Source organism: Streptomyces sp. NPDC026092, from assembly GCF_040638605.1.
Classification (GTDB): domain Bacteria; phylum Actinomycetota; class Actinomycetes; order Streptomycetales; family Streptomycetaceae; genus Streptomyces.
On sequence record NZ_JBEZYN010000026.1, the window covers coordinates 16,093 to 37,044 of the forward strand.

Sequence of the window (20,952 nt, forward strand, 5' to 3'; positions counted from 1 at the left end):
CCGGCCCTTTTGCCGTGCGCGAGGCGCCCTCCTCCGGGGAACGACGAAGGCCCGGCACCCTCTGGGGGTGCCGGGCCTTCCTCGCGTACCGCTTACGCCTTGCGGAGGCGGAAGGTGAGGGCAAGGCCCTCGTCGGTGAACGGGGCGCCGTAGCTGTCGTCGGCGCCGCCCTCGGCGAAGTCCGTCGCCAGGACCTCGTCCGCGATCAGGGTCGCGTGGGCCGCCAGGGCCTCCGTCGTCTCCGCCGACTCCGACGTCCAGCGCAGGGCGATCCGGTCCGCCACGTCCAGGCCGCTGTTCTTGCGGGCCTCCTGGATCAGACGGATCGCGTCGCGCGCCAGGCCGGCCTTGCGGAGTTCCGGAGTGATCTCCAGGTCCAGGGCCACCGTCGCGCCCGCGTCCGACGCGACCGACCAGCCCTCCCGGGGAGTCTCCGTGATGATGATCTCCTCCGGGCCGACCGTGATGGTCTCGCCGTTGACCTCGAGCGTCGCCTCGCCGCTGCGCAGCGCCAGCGACAGCGCTGCCGCGTCCGCCGCCGCGACGGCCTTCGCCACGTCCTGGACGCCCTTGCCGAAGCGCTTGCCCAGCGCGCGGAAGTTCGCCTTCGCGGTCGTGTCGACCAGGCTGCCGCCGACCTCGGAGAGCGAGGCCACCGAGGTGACGTTCAGCTCCTCCGTGATCTGGGCCTGAAGCTCGTCGGACAGCTCCGTGAAGCCCGTCGCCGCGACGAGCGCGCGGGAGAGCGGCTGCCGGGTCTTCACGCCCGACTCCGCCCGCGTCGCCCGGCCCAGCTCGACCAGCCTGCGGACCAGCGTCATCTGCGTGGAGAGCGTCGGGTCGACCAGCGTCGCGTCCGGCTCCGGCCAGGTGGACAGGTGGACCGACTCCGGGGCCTCCGGGGTCACCGGAACCACCAGGTCCTGCCACACCCGCTCGGTGATGAACGGGGTGAGCGGGGCCATCAGCCGCGTCACCGTCTCCACCACGTCGTGCAGGGTGCGCAGCGCCGCCTTGTCGCCCTGCCAGAAGCGGCGGCGCGACCGGCGCACGTACCAGTTCGACAGGTCGTCCACGAAGGCGGAGATCAGCTTGCCCGCACGCTGGGTGTCGTACGACTCCAGCGCCCCGGTGACCTCGGTCACCAGCGTGTTCAGCTCGGACAGGAGCCACTTGTCCAGGACCGTGCGGTCCGCCGGCGCCGGGTCGGCCGCGCTCGGCGCCCAGCCGGACGTACGGGCGTACAGCGCCTGGAAGGCGACCGTGTTCCAGTAGGTGAGGAGGGTCTTGCGCACCACCTCCTGGATCGTGCCGTGGCCGACCCGGCGGGCCGCCCACGGGGAGCCGCCGGCCGCCATGAACCAGCGCACCGCGTCCGCGCCGTGCTGGTCCATCAGCGCGATCGGCTCCAGGGTGTTGCCCAGGTGCTTGGACATCTTGCGGCCGTCCTCGGCGAGGATGTGGCCCAGGCAGACCACGTTCTCGTACGAGGACTTGTCGAAGACCAGCGTGCCGACGGCCATCAGCGTGTAGAACCAGCCTCGCGTCTGGTCGATCGCCTCGCTGATGAACTGCGCCGGGTAGCGGGACTCGAAGAGTTCCTTGTTCTTGTGCGGGTAGCCCCACTGCGCGAACGGCATCGAGCCCGAGTCGTACCAGGCGTCGATGACCTCCGGCACGCGCGTCGCCGTCTTCGAGCAGCCCGGGCAGGGGAAGGTGACCGCGTCGATGTACGGGCGGTGCGGGTCGAGCTCCGCCTGGTCCGTGCCCGTCAGCTCGGACAGCTCGGCGCGCGAGCCCACGCACGTCAGGTGGCCGTCCTCGCAGCGCCACAGCGGCAGCGGGGTGCCCCAGTAGCGGCTGCGGGAGAGCGCCCAGTCGATGTTGTTGTTCAGCCAGTCGCCGAAGCGGCCGTGCTTGACCGAGTCGGGGAACCAGTTCGTCTTCTCGTTCTCCTCGAGAAGGCGGTCCTTGACGGCGGTCGTACGGATGTACCAGGACGGCTGCGCGTAGTAGAGCAGCGCCGTGTGGCAGCGCCAGCAGTGCGGGTAGCTGTGCTCGTACGGGACGTGACGGAAGAGCAGGCCGCGCGCGTCCAGGTCGGCGGTCAGCTGCTCGTCGGCCTTCTTGAAGAAGACGCCGCCGACCAGCGGCACGTCCTCCTCGAAGGTGCCGTCGGGGCGGACCGGGTTCACGACCGGCAGGCCGTAGGAGCGGCAGACCTTGAGGTCGTCCTCACCGAAGGCGGGGGACTGGTGGACCAGACCCGTACCGTCCTCGGTCGTCACGTACTCCGCGTTGACGACGTAGTGCGCCTCGGCGGGGAACTCCACCAGCTCGAAGGGGCGCTGGTACGTCCAGCGCTCCATCTCCGCGCCCGTGAAGGACTCGCCGGTGGTCACCCAGCCCTCGCCGAGCGCCTTCTCGACCAGCGGCGCGGCGACGACGAGCTTCTCGTCGCCGTCGGTCGCGACGACGTAGGTGACCTCGGGGTGCGCGGCGACGGCCGTGTTGGACACCAGGGTCCACGGGGTCGTCGTCCAGACCAGGAGCGCGGCCTGGCCGGCCAGCGGGCCGGAGGTCAGAGGGAAGCGGACGAAGACGGAGGGGTCGACGACCGTCTCGTAGCCCTGGGCCAGCTCGTGGTCCGAGAGGCCGGTGCCGCAGCGCGGGCACCAGGGGGCGACGCGGTGGTCCTGGACCAGCAGGCCCTTGTCGAAGATCTGCTTGAGCGACCACCAGACCGACTCGATGTACTCGGGGTCCATCGTCCGGTACGCGTCGTCCAGGTCGACCCAGTAGCCCATGCGGGTCGTGAGCTCGGCGAAGGCGTCGGTGTGGCGGGTCACGGACTCGCGGCACTTGTCGTTGAACGCGGCGATGCCGTATTCCTCGATGTCCTTCTTGCCGGCGAAGCCGAGCTCCTTCTCGACGGCGAGCTCGACCGGCAGGCCGTGGCAGTCCCAGCCGGCCTTGCGGGCCACGTGGTAGCCGCGCATGGTCCGGAAGCGGGGGAAGACGTCCTTGAAGACGCGGGCCTCGATGTGGTGGGCGCCGGGCATGCCGTTGGCGGTCGGCGGGCCCTCGTAGAAGACCCACTCGGGGCGGCCCTCGGACTGCTCCAGGGTCTTGGCGAAGACCTTGCTCTCGCGCCAGAAATCGAGCACGGCGTGCTCGAGGGCGGGCAGGTCGACCTGGGCGGGTACCTGGCGGTACTGCGGCGGTTTCATCGGCGAGCTTCCTCCGGCGGACTGCTTCGTTTCCGTCCGGAGGGACGAGAGCGCCGTGCTGCGCGGCTCCCGCGGTACCACCCTCCTTGGCCCCGGGCGTGCGTCGCCCGCGGCCCCCTCATTGGGGTCGCGATGCCGGTTCTAGTCGCCTGACGGCTTTCTTCCGGCGGCTCCGGGGTGATGGTTCACATCGGGCTCGCCCCCGGGCTCTCACCGTCCCCGGGTCGCTCATGGCTGCGTACGACGCTACTCGTCCCCATCCAAGCCTTTCGCTCTCCCCCAAGCTCTCGGCTGCGCTCGAGCAAGGGGGTACCCCCACAGTGTACGGGGCCGGGGGCGGCTCGGCAGACCGCTTTTCGGGGGGTACGGGAGGCGGCCGGACGTGACCCGAATGGGCATACGGGCGTGGCCGGAGTTCGCAGGTCGTCGCGGGGCGGATTACGGGGCGGGGAGCTGGGCACAACGGATGCAGACTCGCCTTGCCACCGGCACGGGACGGGTGCGAACGGCGGCGTGCCCCGTTGCCGCGGGCCTTGGGCCGATTTATCGTCCCAGCACGATTCGCGAGCAAGATCACAAAATGTGAAGGGGCCGCGACATGGTGGCGAAGAAGACCGCCGCGAAGAAGACCTCGACCGCCGGTTCCAACGGTTCCACGGGCGGAACCGGCGGGGCGGCCAAGGACGTCACCGGCAAGAAGTCGACGGTCGCGAAGAAGGCGACGACGAAGGCGGCCGCCAAGAAGTCGGTCGCCAAGAAGGCGGTGGTCGAGGAGGCGGTGGACAACAAGGCGGTGGGCAAGAAGGCCGCGGCCAGGAAGACGGCGGCGAAGAAGGCCGCCAAGGCACCCGCCGCCGAGAAGGCCGTCACCGAGGCCGCCGCCGAGGCCGACGCCGCGAAGGCACCGGCCACCGAGGCGCCGCCGGCGAAGAAGGCGGCCGCGAAGAAGGCGTCGGCGACCAAGAAGGCCGCCGCGAAGAAGAGCGCAGTCAAGAAGAAGGCCGCTTCCGCGGCGCAGGCGCAGCAGACAGGAGCCGCGACAGTGGCAGCGAAGAAGACCGCGGGTGGCGTCACGACGGCCGAGAGCGAGGCCGCGGTTCCCCAGGCGCGCACCGGCGAGCTGGCCGTACGGCCCGGTGAGGACCCCTGGACGCCCGAGGAGGTCGCCGAGGCCCGGGCCGAGCTGGAGAGCGAGGTCCTCCGGCTGCGGGCCGAGCTGCTGCACTCCAAGGAGGAGCTGACCGGCCTCATGCGGGACTCCGGGGACGGCGCGGGCGACGACCAGGCCGACACCGGTACGAAGAACATCACGCGCGAGCACGAGCTCGCCCTGGCCGCGAACGCCCGCGAGATGCTGGAGCAGTCCGAGCACGCCCTGGAGCGGCTCGACGCGGGCACGTACGGCCTCTGCGAGGTCTGCGGCAAGCCGATCGGCAAGGCGCGCATGCAGGCCTTCCCGAGGGCCACGCTCTGCGTCGAGGACAAGCAGAAGCAGGAGCGCCGCGGCTGACGGGCGCGAAGGGGTGTGCCGTACCCTCGTGCACAGTCAGGCACCTAGGTTGAGGGACTCACGTGGCAGAGGCGGAGCGCATCATCGGTACGCCGGATTCGGACGACGCTGACGGCGTGGTCGGCTCGGGTGGGGCACCCACGGGCGGAGCGGCCTCGGGTTCGGGCGAGGAGGCCTCGGCCGAGGCCCAGGCTCCGGCCGAGCGGCCGAAGGGCAAGCGCAAGATCGTCGCGCTGCTCGTGGTCGCGCTCATCGCGTACCTGCTCGACCTCGGCAGCAAGATGCTCGTGGTCGCCAGGCTGGAGGGCCACGAGCCGATCCAGGTGATCGGCGACCTGCTGAGGTTCGAGGCGATCCGGAACCCGGGCGCCGCCTTCGGCATGGGCGAGGCCTTCACGATCATCTTCACCTGCATCGCGGCCGTGGTGATCGTCGTGATCATCCGGCTCGCGCGCAAGCTCTACAGCACGTGGTGGGCGGTCGCGCTCGGTCTGCTGCTCGGCGGTGCGCTGGGCAACCTGACCGACCGGATCTTCCGTTCCCCGGGCGTCTTCGAGGGCGCGGTCGTCGACTTCATCGCCCCCGCGCACTTCGCCGTCTTCAACCTCGCGGACTCGGCGATCGTCTGCGGCGGCTTCCTGATCGTGATCCTGTCCTTCCGGGGCCTGGACCCGGACGGCACCGTCCACAAGGACTGAGCACTCCCGGCACAAGGCATACTCGACGGGTGAGTACGAGTCCCGAGATCCGCACCCTGCCCGTTCCCGATGGCCTGGAGGGCGAGCGCGTCGACGCCGCCATCGCCCGTATGTTCGGGTTCTCCCGTACGAAGGCGGCCGAGCTGGCCGCCGCCGGGAAGGTCCAGGTCGACGGCGCGGTCGTCGGCAAGTCCGAACGGGTCAGCGGTGGCGCGTGGCTGGAGGTCGAGATGCCCGGCGCCCCGGCGCCCGTGCAGATCGTCGCCGAGCCGGTCGAGGGCATGGAGATCGTCCACGACGACGAGGACATCGTCGTGATCATGAAGCCGGTCGGGGTCGCCGCCCACCCGAGCCCCGGCTGGACCGGGACGACGGTCATCGGTGGCCTCGCCGCCGCCGGGTACCGCATCTCCACGTCCGGGGCCGCCGAGCGCCAGGGCATCGTGCACCGGCTCGACGTCGGCACCTCGGGGCTCATGGTCGTCGCCAAGTCGGAGCGGGCGTACACGCTGCTCAAGGCCCAGTTCAAGGAGCGGGTCGTCGACAAGCGCTACCACGCGCTCGTCCAGGGCCACCCGGACCCGATGAGCGGCACGATCGACGCGCCGATCGGGCGCCACCCCCACCACGACTACAAGTGGGCCGTGACCGCCGACGGCAAGGCGTCGGTCACGCACTACGACCTGATCGAGGCCTACCGCGCCGCCTCCCTGCTCGACATCAAGCTGGAGACCGGCCGGACCCACCAGATCCGCGTGCACATGTCGGCCCACCGCCACCCCTGCGTCGGCGACCTCACCTACGGGGCGGACCCGACGATGGCCAAGCGGCTCGGCCTGACGCGCCAGTGGCTGCACGCCGTGCGCCTCGGCTTCGAGCACCCCTCCGACGGGCGCTGGGTCGAGTTCTCGTCCACGTACCCGGCGGACCTGCAGAACGCGCTGGACCGGATCGAGGCGGAGAGCGCGTGAGCACCGCCTACGAGGTCCGCGAGGCGATCGGGGACGAGGACCGGGAGGCCTGCTTCGCGGTCCGCCGCGAGGTCTTCGTCGTCGAGCAGAACGTGCCGCAGGAGATCGAGTACGACGCGTACGACGTGACGGCCGTGCACGTCCTCGCCGTGCGCGAGGACGGTCTTCCGCTCGGCACAGGCAGGCTGCTGCACGGCGCCGACGCGGTCGGCAAGACCGGGGGCGACGCCTCCGTCGGCTCGCTCGGCCGGCTCGCGGTCTCCAAGGCCGCGCGCGGCCTCGGGGTTGGCGCGGCGCTGGTGCGCGCCATCGAGGACGCGGCCCGTGAGCGTGGCCTGACGGCCGTGGACCTGCACGCGCAGACCCACGCGCTCGGCTTCTACGAGCGGCTCGGCTACGAGGTGTACGGCCCCGAGTTCCCGGACGCGGGCATCCCGCACCGCGCGATGCGGCGGGCGCTCTAGGCAGGGTCCGGGGCGTCACGTGAGTGGCGCCGCACGGCGGTTTGGGGGGATTCGCCCCCTGGCGTGGCAGGGTTGAGGCCCGATCATCGACCGTGCCTGCCGTCGGGCGGCCGGGAGGGCGCCCCGTGGATCAATTGGCCCTGTTGTTCCTGCTGTTGCTGGGCGCGGTGCTCACCGTGCCGCTCGGGGACCGGCTCGGTCTTCCGGCCCCGGTGCTCATGACGGTCATCGGGGTCGTCATGGCGTTCCTGCCCTTCGTGCCGAACGTTGACATCCCGCCCGAGTACATCCTTCCGCTCGTCCTCCCGCCGCTGCTCTACGCCTCCGTGCAGCGCACGTCCTGGCGGCAGTTCGCGGCCAACCGGCGGCCCATCTTCCTGCTCGCCGTCGCCCTGGTCTTCGTCACCACGGCCGCCGTCGCCGCCACCGCCGACGCGCTCCTCCCGGCGCTCCCGCTCGCCGCCGCCGTCGCCCTCGGCGCGCTGGTCGCGCCGCCCGACCCGGTCGCCGCGACCGCCGTCGCCGGCTCGCTCGGCCTCCCGCGCCGGCTCGTCTCGATCCTGGAGGGCGAGGGGCTCTTCAACGACGTCACCGCGATCGTCCTCTACCACGTGGCGATCGCCGCGGCCGTCGGCGGCAGCTTCAGCTGGGAGGGCGCGGGCCTCGAACTCGTCCTCTCCGCCGTCGTCGCCGTGGCCGTCGGCCTCGTCCTCGGCTGGCTCAGCAACAAGCTCATGGGCCTCCTCGGCGAGGCCACCCTGCAGACCGGGCTCACCCTCCTCGTCCCCTTCGTCGCCTACGTCCTCGCCGAGGAGCTGCGGGGCTCGGGCGTCCTGGCCGTCCTGGTCGTCGCCCTCTACCTGGCGGAGAACGCCCTCGACGCCGACGACGTGATGGGGCGGCTCGCCGGGCAGACCTTCTGGCAGATCGTCGACACCCTCGTCACCGGCATCGCCTTCGGGCTCATCGGCCTGGAGCTCCACAACGTCTTCGGCACCGCCGACGGCCGGCTCGGCGAGATGATCGGCTGGGGCGCCGCCGTGACCGGTGTCGTGATCGTCGTACGGCTGCTGTGGCTGCTGCCCGCCACCTGGCTGGCCAAGCGGCTGCACACCCTGCGCGACTACGACGAGGAGATCCCCGTCAGCTGGCGGGAGACCGTCGTCATGTGGTGGTCCGGGATGCGCGGGGTGGCCTCCGTGGCGCTCGCGCTCGCCATCCCGCTGCGTACGGACGACGGACAGCCCTTCCCGCTCCGCGAGGAGATCATCTTCATCGCCTTCTGCGTGATCATGACCACACTCGTCCTCCAGGGGCTCACCCTGCCCTGGCTGGTCAAGCGGCTCGGTGTACGCGCCGACACGGACGCCGAGCGCGCCCTGGAGCGGGAGCTCGCGATGCGCGCGTTCAAGGCGGCCAAGCGGCGCCTCAAGGAGGTCGAGGAGACCGAGGAGCTGCCGGAGGAGGTCCAGGAGCGGCTCCAGCGCGGCGCGTTCGACATCGGGGCCCGGATCAGCCCGGACCTGGTGGACGAGGAGCGGCGGGCGGCCTTCGCCGAGCGGGCCGGGCGGCTCAGGGCAGTCCAGCGGATCCAGCGGGAGATGATGTCCGCCGCCCGGCACGAGGTGCTCGCGGCGCGCAGCGAGCCGGGCGCCGACCCCGAGGTCGTGGACCGGGTGCTGCGCCAGCTGGATGTGCGCAGCATGCGGTGAGCGCCGGTTGTCGGGGGCGGCTGGCAGGATGGACCGCATGGACATCATGCTCTTCCACTCGACCTACGGTCTCCGCCCGGCGGTCGAGGCCGCGGCCGAACGGCTGCGGGCCGCCGGCCACCAGGTGCACGTGCCGGACCTCTTCGGGGGCCGGACCGCCGACACCGTCGAGGAGGGCATGGCGCTCCAGAAGGAGATCGGCAAGGAGGAGCTCCTGAAGCGGGCGATCCTGGCCGCCGCTCCCTACTCGGAACGCGGCCTGGTCTACGCGGGCTTCTCGTTCGGCGCCTCGGTCGCGCAGACGCTCGCCCTCGGCGACGACAAGGCGCGCGGTCTGCTCATGCTGCACGGCACCTCGGACATCGCGGAGAACGCCTCCGCCGACGACCTTCCCGTACAGCTGCACCTCGCCGACCCGGACCCCTTCGAGCCGCACGACTGGCTGACGTCCTGGTACCTGCAGATGGGCAAGGCGGGCGCCGACGTCGAGGTGTACCGCTACCCGGGCGCCGGGCACCTGTTCACCGACCCCGACCTGCCGGACTGGGACGAGGCCGCGGCCGAGCAGACCTGGACGATCGCGCTCGCGTTCCTGGAGAGCCTTCAGGAGGGCTGAGCAGGAGGGCCGAGCGGACACGCGCGAGGGTGCGGCGGGGGCTCTCCCGCCACACCCTCTGCCGTCAGGCGATGGGTCAGGCGCGGTACGCCGTCCAGAAGTCGTTCATCCGCGTGACCTGGCCCGGGGTGAACTGGGTCATGCAGGAGTCGTACGTGTAGTCCATGAAGTTCTTGATCGGGTCCAGGCCGGCCTTGTTGGCGCAGCTGTCGCGGCCCGTCGGGCACTCGTACGCCGGGCTCTTCTCGGCCGGGGTGTCGCTCACGGAGTCACCGGCTCCGTTGCAGCCGCCCTGGAACGTGTGGTACAGCCCCATCCAGTGGCCGACCTCGTGCGTCGCGGTGTCGCCCTCGTTGTAGTTGGCCGCGGAGCCGCCCGGCAGCGAGGAGTCGAGGACCACCACACCGTCCATGGACGGGTTGGAGGCGTACGAGGACGGGAAGGTCGCCCAGCCGAGCAGGCCGCCGCTGAGCTTGGCGGTGTAGAAGTTCAGCGCGCCGGCGCCGCCCTTGCGCAGGGTCTGCTTCATCTGCTTCTCGGCGGTGGAGCCGGAGGCCAGGTTGTACCAGGACGCGTTGTCCGTGTAGTCGGTCGAGGCCAGCGTGAACTGGAAGTTGGTGTTCACGTTGCCGGTGCCCTGGCCGGCGTAGGCCGCGTTGAGGACCGCCAGCTGGTTGTTGATGTCCGTGGCCGTCAGCTTGCCCGCCGTACCGCTGTGGACGACGTGGAAGTGGACCGGGATCGTCACCGCGGCCGCGGCGGCGGTGGCGGAGGCGCGCCCGTTCGAACGGGCCGCGGCCAGTCTCTCGTTGAGGTCGGCGTCCATGGCCTTGGCCTGGGTCGCGGTGACCTCGTTGGGCTCGGCGCCGTGCTTGTCGGCGCCACGGGCCTTGCGGGCGCCGGAGAGGGCTTCGCCCTCGTGCGGGTCGCACTCTTCGGCGCCGGCCGCGGCGTTCGTGGTGGTGGGCGTCTGGGCGACCGAGGGGGCCGAGAGCGGGGCCAGGGCCAGGGTTCCGGCCATGACGGCAGTGCCGAGCATACGACGTGTCAGACGCGGTGATATACGGACAAGAGCACGCATGGTGACTCCTCGCGGGGGGTGTGCGGAGAGGTGATTCCTCGCCACGGCGGGGAGATTACGCGTCCATGTCAGAGCTTCATGAGCATTGATCAAGCCCAATCATTCATGGCGCATATCGGGGCATCGGGAAGAAAGTCTCCGGTCCGCTCCGGAGTTTGAACGGGGATACGAAACAATGCGTGCGGCATCGACGGGTGGTGTGTCCGGATTCGGCCGACCGAACTCACCACCCGTCGTGGCGATGTGATCTCCCGTTAACAGAACGGATCATGGCCGAAAATCGACCATGCGGTCAGCTCATCGCACCGGCTGGTACACGCGCTCGATCTTCTGCGTCCCGGTCTTCGTCCGGTACGAGCGCTGCCACGCGGTCGTGGCGTCCGGCTTCGTGCGGTCGGAGACCGTGTAGTAGTCCATCTGCGTCCGCTCGGTGGTCACGTCGAGCACGCCGTAGCCGTGGTGGTCCATGTCCACCCACTTCACATGGCGGTTGGCGGCCTTGATGGCGCCGGACGCCACGAGCGAGACCGTGCCCGGCGGCACGTGCAGCAGGTCGGCGACGGTGTCCGAGGTCACCGAGGTCACCACGAACTCGGTCGCGGCCGACTGCGACAGCGGGTACGTCGCCGCCTTCACCGGCACGTCGTTGGCCCACGCCATGTGGATGTCACCGGTCAGGAAGACGGTGTTCCGGATGGACCGCTGGGTCAGGTGCGCGAGGAGCTCCTTGCGGTCGTCCGTGTAGCCGTCCCACTGGTCGACGTTGACCGCGAGCCCCTCCTTCGGCAGGCCGAGCAGCTCGGCGAGCGGGGCCAGGAGGTGGGCCGGGAGCGCGCCGAAGGCGACCGGCGAGATCATCACCGAGGTGCCGACCAGCTTCCAGGTCGCGTCCGAGCCCGCGAGCCCCGACTTCAGCCAGTCCAGCTGGGCGCGGCCGGTGATCGTACGCTCCGGGTCGTCGACCTCGCCCTTGCCGACCGACGACTGCTGGGAGCGGAAGGAACGCAGGTCGAGCAGGTGCAGATCGGCCAGCTTGCCGAAGCGCAGCCGCCGGTAGACCGTGCCCTCGGTCGACGCGCGGACCGGCATCCACTCGAAGTACGCCTGCTTGGCGGCCGCCACGCGGGCCGCCCAGTCGCCCTCGGTGCCCGGCGTGTGGTTCTCCGCGCCGCCCGACCAGGTGTCGTTGGCGACCTCGTGGTCGTCCCAGATCGCGACCATCGGGTGCGTCGCGTGCAGGTCCTGGAGGTCGGCGTCCGTCTTGTACGTGGCGTGCCGGAGCCGGTAGTCGGCCAGCGAGACGATCTCGTGCTTCGGCTCGTGCTGCCGGACCGTGTACGGGGCCGTGGGGTAGGCGCCGCTCGCGTACTCGTAGATGTAGTCGCCGAGGTGGAGGATCGCGTCCAGGTCCGTGCGGGCCGCCAGGTGACGGTAGGCGGAGAAGTGGCCGGCCTCCCAGTTGGAGCAGGAGACCACGCCGAAGCGGACGCCCGGCGTGGTGGCGTCGGCGGTGGGGGTGGTCTTGGTGCGGCCGATCGGCGAGACGGTGTCGCCGGCGGAGAAGCGGAACCAGTACGGGGTCTCCGGGCGCAGGCCCCGGACGTCCACCTTCACCGTGTGGTCGCTCGCGGCGCTCGCGGTGGCGGCGCCCTGGGCCGCGGTCCGGGTGAAGGCGCGGTCCTCGGAGACCTCCCAACGGACCGTGACGGCGGGGCCCTTGCCGGAACCCGGCGTGGCGTCGGGAGTGGGGGTGACGCGCGTCCAGAGCAGGACGCCGTCGGGCAGCGGGTCGCCGGAGGCGACACCGTGCTGGAACGCGGGGGCCTCGGAGCCCGCGAGCGCGGGGGAGGCGGCGCCCACCAGGGCAGGGGTGACGACGGCCGTGACAGCGGCGGCCTTCACGACGGTTCTGCGGGTGGGGGCGGGGGATATGTGTCGACTGGTCACGGGCAGTCAGATTACTGACCAGTATGGCGAACGGGCAGACGAATACCGGAAAGTTCGCGCACTCGTCGCCCAGTGGTCGGGATGACCCGGGCATGGCGGATGAATCGGGCCCCGGGCCGCCTGGACGGGCGGGTCCGTGGGAGCGCCTCCCACGGACCCGAGCCGTCATGATCCCGACGAGAAGGGCTAGCCCTTCAGCGCGGGCGTGAGCGCCGCGTTGAACTCGTCGACCGTCAGCGGCGGGTTCTGGCTGCCCTGGGCGGTCAGCGTCTTGCCGTCCATCTTCAGCGTCGGCGTGCCCGTCACACCGCTCTTGTCGAACGCCGCCGACATCTTCATCGCCCAGGCGTCGAAGGTGCCGCTCTCCACGTTCTTCTTGAACTCGGCGTTCCCCTTCAGCGCCGGGACCGAGTCCGCGACCTTCAGCAGGTACGAGTCCTTGGCGAACTCGTCCTTGCTCTCCTCCGGGTGGAACTCCGTGGAGTAGAGCGCCGCCTTGTACTTCAGGAATGCCTCGGGGCTCACGTCCAGGGCCGCGCCCAGGGCGGAGAGGGCGTTCTTCGAGCCCTCGCCCTGGTCGGAGTTGTCGATGAAGGTGGCGCCGACGTACTTGAGCTTGTACTTGCCGTCCGTCACGTCCTTGTCGACGGTCGCGCCCACCTGCTGCTCGAACTGCGCGCAGACCGGGCAGCGCGAGTCCTCGTAGATCTCCAGGGTCTTCTTGGCGGTCGGCTTGCCGACGACCACCGTCGTGCCGTCCGTGCCCTCGGTGTTCTTGGGCGCGGTGACCTTCGCGTCCTTGGCCGCCTCCCATGCCGACGGCTTGTTGGACTGGACGACGGCGTAGCCGACGCCGCCGGCGACCGCCAGGACCGCGACCGCCGACACGGCGACGGTCACCTGGCGGCGCACCTTCTCCTTCTTGGCCTGACGTTCGCGCTCGACGCGCAGCCGCTCGCGGGCGGCGGCCTTGTTGGACTGGCTGTTGCGTGCGCTCATGATCGTGATCTCCGTGAAGTCGAGAGCCCGAGCCCGGAAGGGCGAAAGGGCAGGAAGGGGGGACTGCGGTGCTCAGGCGAGGGCGAAGCCCGAGCGCGGCGGTCCGCGCCGTCCGACGGAGTGCACGAGAAGGCGCGTACGGGACGGGCGGGGCCGGTCCACCGGACGTCCCGCGCGCCCGGACACCGCGCGCGGCGTGCCGAAGAACGCGGCGACGACCATCAGCGGCCGGAACGCGAAGGCCGCGACGGCGCCGATCAGCCGGGCGAGCGCCCGCTCGCCGTGCCGCAGCCAGGCCGCCGCGAACAGCCCGACCGCCACATGGGCGGCGAGCAGCAGCCACGGCAGGGCCGGCGCGGGGGAGCTGAGCAGGGCGGCGGCGGTCCCGCTCTCCGGCGCGGCGACGCCCGGCAGCGGGGTGCCGACGGCGCCGCCGCAGAGCACATCCACGCCGACCGCGCGCAGTGAACCGGCGACCGGGCCGCCGGCGGGGCCGTAACAGACCGCCTGGCCGGTGGTGAAGATCGTGTCGGCGGCCAGCTCCAGCGGGACGAGCAGCCCGGCGATCGGGCCGAAGCCGCGCTCCCGGCCGGCCAGCGCGTACGCGACGGCGAAGACGCCGGCCGAGAGCAGCCCCACGGTCAGCAGCGGCAGAGGCACCTGGGACAGCAGGACATGGGAACCGGCGGACAGCGTCACGACCAGTGCCGTGAAGAGCGCCGCCCGCAGCCCCCTGAGCCGCTTCCCTGATATGTCCATAGTCGCTGGAGAGTGTGCCATGCCTTCCTGTAAGAGGTCCTTAAGGCCCCGATGTGAGCCTGCTCGGGGGCCGGCTGCGAACGGCCTGCAGGCCCGGGATCGGACGGCCTAGAGGCCCGATCGAATGGCCTAGAGGCCCGGGATCCGGCCGTTGCGGAACAGGTCCACGAAGACCTGGTGGTCCGCACGCGCGCGTGCCCCGTAGCTGTGGGCGAAGTCGACGAGCAGGTCCGCGAAGCCCTCCTCGTCCGCCGCGATCGCCGCGTCGATGGCCCGCTCCGTGGAGAACGGGACCAGGGAGTGGCCGCTGGAGTCGTCGGCCGCCGCGTGCATCGTCGCCGTCGCCCGCCCGAGGTCGGCCACGGTCGCCGCGATCTCCTCCGGGTCGTCGATGTCCGACCAGTCCAGGTCCACCGCGTACGGCGAGACCTCCGCGACCAGCTGCCCGGAGCCGTCCAGCTCCGTCCAGCCCAGCCACGGGTCCGCGTGCGCCTGCAGCGCCCGCTGCGAGATGACCGTGCGGTGGCCCTCGTGCTGGAAGTAGTCCCGTACCGCCGCGTCCGTCACGTGGCGCGAGACGGCCGGCGTCTGGGCCTGCTTCATGTAGATCACGACATCGTTCTCCAGGGCGTCGCTGTTGCCCTCCAGGAGGATGTTGTACGACGGGAGGCCGGCCGAGCCGATGCCGATCCCGCGCCGGCCGACGACGTCCTTGACCCGGTACGAGTCGGGGCGCGCGAGCGAGGACTCCGGCAGGGTCTCCAGATAGCCGTCGAAGGCCGCGAGCACCTTGTAGCGGGTCGCCGCGTCCAGCTCGATGGAGCCGCCGCCGGAGGAGAAGCGCCGCTCGAACTCGCGGATCTCCGTCATCGAGTCGAGCAGCCCGAAGCGGGTCAGGGAGCGGGCCACGCGCAGCGCGTCCAGGAGCGGGCCCTCGGCCGTGTCCAGCGTGAAGGGCGGCAGCTCGTCGTCCTTGGCGCCGGTCGCCAGGGCGTGGATGCGCTCCCGGTAGGCGGCGGCGTAGATCCGTACCAGCTCCGTGATCTGCTCGTCACTGAGCGCCTTCGCGTAGCCGATCAGGGCGAGCGAGGCGGCCAGCCGCTTCAGGTCCCAGGTGAAGGGGCCGACGTACGCCTCGTCGAAGTCGTTGACGTTGAAGACCAGGCGGCCGTTGGCGTCCATGTACGTGCCGAAGTTCTCCGCGTGCAGATCACCGTGGATCCAGACCCGGCCGGTCCGCTCGTCCAGGTACGGGCCGCCGTGCTGCTCGGCCTCCAGGTCCGCGTAGAAGAGACAGGCCGTGCCCCGGTAGAAGGCGAAGGCGGAGCCGGCCATCTTCCGGAACTTGACGCGGAAGGCGGCGGGGTCGGCCGCGAGGAGCTCGCCGAAGGCGGTGTCGAAGACGGTGAGGATCTGCTCACCGCGCTCCGTGGCGGTGGGCTGGGGGACCGACATCGAGATGCCTCCTGTGACAAGACTGTTCATGACAATTGGTACACGCGTTCTCTGTCTCTCAACGCGCGACCGTACCGCCGAGTGCCCACCGACTGTCAGTCCGCCGACGTAGACTTCCACGCTGTTCCCCCAGACTGTTCGCAGCCTGCCATCCCCCGTTCTCCGGAGGCTCCTCGCCGTGACCAAGCCGCCCTTCACGCACCTTCACGTACACACCCAGTACTCGCTGCTGGACGGTGCCGCGCGGCTCAAGGACATGTTCAACGCGTGCAACGAGATGGGCATGACCCATATCGCCATGTCCGACCACGGCAACCTCCACGGGGCGTACGACTTCTTCCACTCGGCCAAGAAGGCCGGTGTCACGCCGATCATCGGCATCGAGGCGTACGTCGCCCCCGAGTCCCGGCGGAACAAGCGGAAGATCCAGTGGGGCCAGCCCCACCAGAAGCGGGACGACGTCTCCGGCTCCGGTGGTTACACCCACAAGACGATCTGGGCGGCGAACAGCACCGGACTGCACAACCTCTTCCGGCTCTCCTCCGACGCCTACGCCGAGGGCTGGCTCCAGAAGTGGCCCCGGATGGACAAGGAGACCATCTCAAAGTGGTCCGAGGGCCTGATCGCCTCCACCGGCTGCCCCTCCGGAGAGCTGCAGACCCGGCTGCGCCTCGGCCAGTTCGACGAGGCCCTGAAGTCCGCCTCCGAGTACCAGGACATCTTCGGCAAGGACCGGTACTTCCTGGAGCTGATGGACCACGGCATCGAGATCGAGCGCCGGGTCCGTGACGGGCTCCTGGAGATCGGCAAGAAGCTCGGCATCCCGCCGCTGGTCACCAACGACTCGCACTACACGTACGCGCACGAGTCGACCGCGCACGACGCCCTGCTCTGCATCCAGACCGGCAAGAACCTCTCCGACCCGGACCGCTTCCGCTTCGACGGCACCGGCTACTACCTGAAGTCCACGGACGAGATGTACGCCATCGACTCCTCGGACGCCTGGCAGGAGGGCTGCCGCAACACCCTCCTGGTCGCCGAGCAGATCGACACCTCCGGCATGTTCGAGCCGCGCGACCTCATGCCGAAGTTCGACATCCCGGAAGAGGGCTACACCAACACCACCTGGTTCAAGGAGGAAGTGCGGCGCGGCATGGACCGCCGCTTCCCCGGAGGTGTCCCCGAGGACCGGCAGAAGCAGGCCGAGTACGAGATGGACGTCATCATCCAGATGGGGTTCCCGGGCTACTTCCTGGTCGTCGCCGACTTCATCATGTGGGCGAAGAAGCAGGGCATCGCCGTCGGCCCCGGCCGAGGCTCCGCGGCCGGCTCGATCGTCGCGTACGCCATGGGCATCACCGACCTCGACCCCATCCCGCACGGCCTGATCTTCGAGCGGTTCCTCAACCCCGAGCGCGTCTCGATGCCCGATGTCGACATCGACTTCGACGAGCGTCGGCGCGTCGAGGTGATCAGGTACGTGACCGAGAAGTACGGCGCCGACAAGGTCGCCATGATCGGCACGTACGGAAAGATCAAGGCGAAGAACGCCATCAAGGACTCCGCCCGCGTCCTCGGCTACCCGTACGCCATGGGCGACCGGCTCACCAAGGCCATGCCCGCCGACGTCCTCGGCAAGGGCATCGACCTCAACGGCATCACCGACCCTTCGCACCCGCGCTACAGCGAGGCCGGCGAGATCCGGGCGATGTACGAGAACGAGCCGGACGTCAAGAAGGTCATCGACACCGCCAAGGGCGTGGAGGGCCTGGTCCGGCAGATGGGTGTGCACGCGGCCGGCGTGATCATGTCCAGCGAGCCGATCGTCGACCACGCCCCGATCTGGGTGCGGCACACCGACGGCGTGACGATCACGCAGTGGGACTACCCGCAGTGCGAGTCGCTCGGCCTGATCAAGATGGACTTCCTGGGCCTCAGGAACCTCACGATCATGGACGACGCCGTCAAGATGGTGAAGACCAACAAGGGCATCGACCTCGACCTGCTGGCCCTGCCCCTGGACGACCCGAAGACCTTCGAACTGCTCCAGCGCGGTGACACCCTCGGCGTCTTCCAGTTCGACGGCGGACCCATGCGGTCGCTGCTGCGGCTGATGAAGCCCGACAACTTCGAAGACATCTCCGCCGTGTCCGCCCTGTACCGGCCGGGCCCGATGGGCATGAACTCGCACACGAACTACGCGCTGCGCAAGAACAAGCAGCAGGAGATCACCCCGATCCACCCCGAGCTGGAGAAGCCGCTCGAAGAGGTGCTCGCGGTCACCTACGGCCTGATCGTCTACCAGGAGCAGGTGCAGAAGGCCGCCCAGATCATCGCCGGGTACTCCCTCGGCGAGGCCGACATCCTCCGTCGCGTGATGGGCAAGAAGAAGCCCGACGAGCTGGCGAAGAACTTCACCATCTTCCAGGAGGGCGCCCGGAAGAGGGACTACAGCGACGAGGCCATCCAGGCGCTGTGGGACGTCCTGGTGCCGTTCGCCGGCTACGCCTTCAACAAGGCGCACTCGGCCGCGTACGGCCTGGTCTCCTACTGGACCGCGTACCTCAAGGCGAACTACCCCGCCGAGTACATGGCGGGTCTGCTGACCTCGGTCAAGGACGACAAGGACAAGTCCGCGGTCTATCTGAACGAGTGCCGCCGCATGGGCATCAAGGTCCTGCCGCCGAACGTGAACGAGTCGGAGTCGAACTTCGCCGCCCAGGGCGACGACGTGATCCTCTTCGGCCTCTCCGCCGTCCGCAACGTCGGCACCAACGTCGTCGAGTCGATCATCAAATCGCGCAAGGCCAAGGGGAAGTACGCGACGTTCCCCGAATTCCTCGACAAGGTCGAGGCCGTCGTCTGCAACAAGCGGACCATCGAGTCGCTGATCAAGGCCGGCGCCTTCGACGAGATGGGCCACACCCGCAAGAGCCTGGTCGCGCACCACGAGCCGATGATCGACAACGTGGTCGCGGTCAAGCGCAAGGAGGCCGAGGGACAGTTCGACCTCTTCGGCGGCATGGGCGACGAGACGAGCGACGAGCCCGGCTTCGGCCTGGACGTGGAGTTCTCCGACCTGGAGTGGGAGAAGTCCTACCTGCTCGCCCAGGAGCGCGAGATGCTCGGCCTCTACGTCTCCGACCACCCGCTCTTCGGCATCGAGCACGTCCTCTCCGACAAGACGGACGCGGCGATCTCCCAGCTCACCGGCGGCGAGCACGCGGACGGCGCGGTCGTCACCATCGGCGGCATCATCTCGGGCCTCCAGCGCAAGATGACCAAGCAGGGCAACGCCTGGGCCATCGCCACCGTCGAGGACCTGGCCGGCTCCATCGAGTGCATGTTCTTCCCGGCCACGTACCAGCTGGTCTCCACCCAGCTCGTCGAGGACACGGTCGTCTTCGTCAAGGGCCGCCTCGACAAGCGCGAGGACGTGCCCCGGCTCGTCGCCATGGAGCTGATGGTCCCCGACCTGTCGAACGCCGGGACCAACGCCCCCGTCATCCTCACCATCCCGACGGTCAAGGTCACCCCGCCCATGATCAGCCGACTGGGCGAGATCCTGGGCCACCACAAGGGCAACACCGAGGTACGGATCAAGCTCCAGGGCCCCCGCACCACGACCGTCCTGCGGCTCGACCGGCACCGGGTCCAGCCCGATCCGGCGCTCTTCGGCGACCTGAAGGTGCTGCTCGGGCCGTCCTGCCTCGCGGGATAGCGGGGAGCTTTTGTACGCGCGGAAGGGGCGCGCCCGTCGTCACGGGTGCGCCCCTTCCGGGGTTACGCGCGGTCAGTTGTGACCGAAGCGCTTCTGACGGCCCTTGCGAGCCATGTCGCCGGGAGTCACCTGCGAGGCACGCTGCTCGGCCTGCGACTCCATCGACGACTGCTGCGCCTGCTGGGCGCCGCGCTCGGCCGGCGAGGACTGCTGCTGACTGCGGTTCTGCTTGCGATTCTTGGCCATGGTGATGCCTCCTCAAAGGGATCTCGGGGCCAGGGCCGCTGTCAGACTCACACATGGGGTGAAACGCCGCATTTTGGATCATTACCGACAGTGATCGGTAGACCGGTCGGCCACCGAGCGTCCGCGAAGTGACATTCGCCACGCCGATGATCCAGTTCCGGCCGTCAACCTCCCGACGTTCGGGCAGACTCGAAGGAAATCCGAAGCAACTTCCGATCCCGAGGTTCCCGAAAGAGGGTGGAACACGTGGACCGCTGCGTCGTTCTGGTGGACGCCGGCTATCTGCTGGGCGCCGCCGCGAGCCTTCTCGCCGGGGAACCGGCCCGCTCCAGGATCACCGTCGACCACGCCGCCCTCATCCAGAACCTCCGAGAACGGGCCGAGGCCGACACCGAGCAGCCCCTGCTGCGCATCTACTGGTTCGACGGCGCACCCGACCGGGTGCCCCAGCCCGAACACCGCAGGCTCCGCGTGATGCCCCGGGTGACCGTCCGGCTCGGCGCCCTGACCCGCAGCGACGGCCGCTGGGCCCAGAAGGGCGTCGACGCCGCCATGCACGCCGAGCTGACCGAGCTGGCCAGGAACCGGGCCTGCTCCGACGTGGTCCTCGTGACCGGCGACGGCGACCTGCTGCCCGGCCTGATGTCCGCCAAGGAGCACGGCGTCGCCGTCCACCTCTGGGCCGTCCAGGCCGCCGACGGCGACTACAACCAGTCCGAGGACCTCGTCGCCGAGGCCGACGAGCGCCGCGTCCTCGACCGGGCCTGGATCACCCGGGCCGTCCGCGCCAAGGACCTCACCGGCATCTGCGCGCCCCCGCCCGCCCCGCGCCCCGAGATCGCCGCGATCCTCTCCGCCCCGCTGCCCGAGTCGGCGCTCGCCGCCTCCGCCGAGCGGGCCGCCGAGGCGGCGGCCGCGGCGGCCGCCGGGCACAACGGGGTCGCCGCCCCCGAGACCCCGGCGCCCGCGTCCGACGAGGACGGGCCGGCGGCCGGCGGGGTGCCCGCGCCGTCCACCGGGAAGGGCGTCCCCACTCCCAAGGACCTGGCCGGGCTGCGCGGGCCCGGCGCCGGACCCGGCGGACCGGGCGCGCCCGGCGCGCACCAGCCCGCCGCCACCCTCCGCTGGTCCTCCGACAAGGGCTGGATCGACCGCCCCACCGCTGCCCTCGGCGAGCCGCCCGAGACCGCATCGCTGCCCACCCTCGCCCAGCTCACCAGCGCCGAACAGCGCTGGGCGGACCGCGAGGAGGACATCACCACCGTCGGCGGCGACCCCTTCGAGGTCGGGCAGGTGTTCGCCCGTCGCTGGATGGAACGGCTCCCCGAGCAGAGCCACGTCCAGAAGCTCTCCCTCATGTACCCGCGGATCCCGCACCGCATCGACGGCGAACTGCTCCGGTACGCCGCCCGATTCGGCCTGCTCGCCCACAAGGACGACCAGATCGACGAGCACGACCGGTACGCGATCCGGGCCGGTTTCTGGCGCGAGATCGACGTCCGGGCCGCCGCGGAACGCGCCCCCGCTGGGGAGTAGGGCGGGG

15 protein-coding genes are annotated in these 20,952 nt (G+C 70.3%); 8 read left to right on the forward strand and 7 right to left on the reverse strand.

Annotated elements, in window-relative coordinates:
* Window positions 1-92: 92 nt before the first annotated feature.
* On the reverse strand, window positions 93-3,230 hold the full coding sequence (gene ileS / locus AB0F56_RS31535) for an isoleucine--tRNA ligase (protein WP_362015904.1): 3,138 nt from the start codon (window positions 3,228-3,230) through the stop codon (window positions 93-95).
* Between the two features lie 598 nt (window positions 3,231-3,828).
* On the opposite strand from ileS, the gene AB0F56_RS31540 reads away from it, so the two are divergent.
* The 6 genes from AB0F56_RS31540 to AB0F56_RS31565 all read left to right on the forward strand — a co-directional run bounded on the left by AB0F56_RS31540 (window position 3,829) and on the right by AB0F56_RS31565 (window position 9,201).
* Window positions 3,829-4,740 carry a TraR/DksA family transcriptional regulator gene (locus AB0F56_RS31540; protein ID WP_362015906.1) on the forward strand — a complete coding sequence of 304 codons (912 nt, stop codon included), beginning with the start codon at window positions 3,829-3,831 and terminating at the stop codon, window positions 4,738-4,740.
* Between the two features lie 62 nt (window positions 4,741-4,802).
* Window positions 4,803-5,438, forward strand: a complete 636-nt coding sequence (lspA, locus tag AB0F56_RS31545) for a signal peptidase II (protein ID WP_362015908.1) — start codon at window positions 4,803-4,805, stop codon at window positions 5,436-5,438.
* A 29-nt stretch (window positions 5,439-5,467) separates the two neighbouring features.
* Window positions 5,468-6,409, forward strand: a complete 942-nt coding sequence (locus AB0F56_RS31550; RefSeq protein ID WP_362015910.1) for an RluA family pseudouridine synthase — start codon at window positions 5,468-5,470, stop codon at window positions 6,407-6,409.
* A complete protein-coding gene (locus AB0F56_RS31555) occupies window positions 6,406-6,873 on the forward strand; it encodes a GNAT family N-acetyltransferase (RefSeq protein ID WP_362015913.1) in 468 nt (155 codons plus the stop codon). Before AB0F56_RS31550 ends, AB0F56_RS31555 begins: the two co-directional genes overlap by 4 nt.
* Before the next feature lie 125 nt (window positions 6,874-6,998).
* Window positions 6,999-8,585 carry a Na+/H+ antiporter gene (locus AB0F56_RS31560; protein WP_362015915.1) on the forward strand — a complete coding sequence of 529 codons (1,587 nt, stop codon included), beginning with the start codon at window positions 6,999-7,001 and terminating at the stop codon, window positions 8,583-8,585.
* 37 nt (window positions 8,586-8,622) lie between these two features.
* Window positions 8,623-9,201, forward strand: a complete 579-nt coding sequence (locus AB0F56_RS31565) for a dienelactone hydrolase family protein (RefSeq protein WP_362015917.1) — start codon at window positions 8,623-8,625, stop codon at window positions 9,199-9,201.
* A 76-nt stretch (window positions 9,202-9,277) separates the two neighbouring features.
* Here AB0F56_RS31565 and AB0F56_RS31570 read toward each other — a convergent pair whose 3' ends face one another.
* The 5 genes from AB0F56_RS31570 to AB0F56_RS31590 all read right to left on the reverse strand — a co-directional run bounded on the left by AB0F56_RS31570 (window position 9,278) and on the right by AB0F56_RS31590 (window position 15,442).
* A complete protein-coding gene (locus tag AB0F56_RS31570; protein WP_362015919.1) occupies window positions 9,278-10,222 on the reverse strand; it encodes a zinc metalloprotease in 945 nt (314 codons plus the stop codon).
* A 357-nt stretch (window positions 10,223-10,579) separates the two neighbouring features.
* The gene (locus tag AB0F56_RS31575) at window positions 10,580-12,229 is read right to left on the reverse strand and encodes an alkaline phosphatase D family protein (RefSeq protein ID WP_362015921.1); all 1,650 of its coding nucleotides are present in this window, start codon (window positions 12,227-12,229) and stop codon (window positions 10,580-10,582) included.
* A gap of 186 nt (window positions 12,230-12,415) precedes the next feature.
* Window positions 12,416-13,228 (reverse strand): DsbA family protein, encoded by an 813-nt coding sequence (locus tag AB0F56_RS31580; protein ID WP_362015923.1) that lies wholly within the window; start codon window positions 13,226-13,228, stop codon window positions 12,416-12,418.
* 72 nt (window positions 13,229-13,300) lie between these two features.
* On the reverse strand, window positions 13,301-13,987 hold the full coding sequence (locus tag AB0F56_RS31585) for a hypothetical protein (protein ID WP_362015925.1): 687 nt from the start codon (window positions 13,985-13,987) through the stop codon (window positions 13,301-13,303).
* 129 nt (window positions 13,988-14,116) lie between these two features.
* Window positions 14,117-15,442, reverse strand: a complete 1,326-nt coding sequence (locus AB0F56_RS31590; protein WP_362015927.1) for a DUF2252 domain-containing protein — start codon at window positions 15,440-15,442, stop codon at window positions 14,117-14,119.
* 178 nt (window positions 15,443-15,620) lie between these two features.
* Here AB0F56_RS31590 and dnaE point away from each other — a divergent pair, with 178 nt between their 5' ends.
* Window positions 15,621-19,163 (forward strand): DNA polymerase III subunit alpha, encoded by a 3,543-nt coding sequence (gene dnaE / locus AB0F56_RS31595; protein WP_362015929.1) that lies wholly within the window; start codon window positions 15,621-15,623, stop codon window positions 19,161-19,163.
* 72 nt (window positions 19,164-19,235) lie between these two features.
* Here the strand turns inward: dnaE and AB0F56_RS31600 are convergent, their stop codons facing one another.
* Window positions 19,236-19,409 (reverse strand): hypothetical protein, encoded by a 174-nt coding sequence (locus AB0F56_RS31600; protein ID WP_175439074.1) that lies wholly within the window; start codon window positions 19,407-19,409, stop codon window positions 19,236-19,238.
* A 246-nt stretch (window positions 19,410-19,655) separates the two neighbouring features.
* On the opposite strand from AB0F56_RS31600, the gene AB0F56_RS31605 reads away from it, so the two are divergent.
* Window positions 19,656-20,945 (forward strand): NYN domain-containing protein, encoded by a 1,290-nt coding sequence (locus AB0F56_RS31605; RefSeq protein ID WP_362015931.1) that lies wholly within the window; start codon window positions 19,656-19,658, stop codon window positions 20,943-20,945.
* The last annotated feature ends 7 nt before the right edge of the window (window positions 20,946-20,952 follow it).

Coding starts and splice junctions, on each gene's coding strand:
- AB0F56_RS31580 (WP_362015923.1), bottom strand. CDS start 13,228: ATGAGCGCACGCAACAGCCAGTCCAACAAGGCCGCCGCCCGCGAGCGG.
- AB0F56_RS31565 (WP_362015917.1), top strand. CDS start 8,623: ATGGACATCATGCTCTTCCACTCGACCTACGGTCTCCGCCCGGCGGTC.
- AB0F56_RS31570 (WP_362015919.1), bottom strand. CDS start 10,222: ATGGCCGGAACCCTGGCCCTGGCCCCGCTCTCGGCCCCCTCGGTCGCC.
- AB0F56_RS31600 (WP_175439074.1), bottom strand. CDS start 19,409: ATGGCCAAGAATCGCAAGCAGAACCGCAGTCAGCAGCAGTCCTCGCCG.
- AB0F56_RS31585 (WP_362015925.1), bottom strand. CDS start 13,987: ATGGACATATCAGGGAAGCGGCTCAGGGGGCTGCGGGCGGCGCTCTTC.
- ileS (WP_362015904.1), bottom strand. CDS start 3,230: ATGAAACCGCCGCAGTACCGCCAGGTACCCGCCCAGGTCGACCTGCCC.
- AB0F56_RS31590 (WP_362015927.1), bottom strand. CDS start 15,442: ATGTCGGTCCCCCAGCCCACCGCCACGGAGCGCGGTGAGCAGATCCTC.
- AB0F56_RS31540 (WP_362015906.1), top strand. CDS start 3,829: ATGGTGGCGAAGAAGACCGCCGCGAAGAAGACCTCGACCGCCGGTTCC.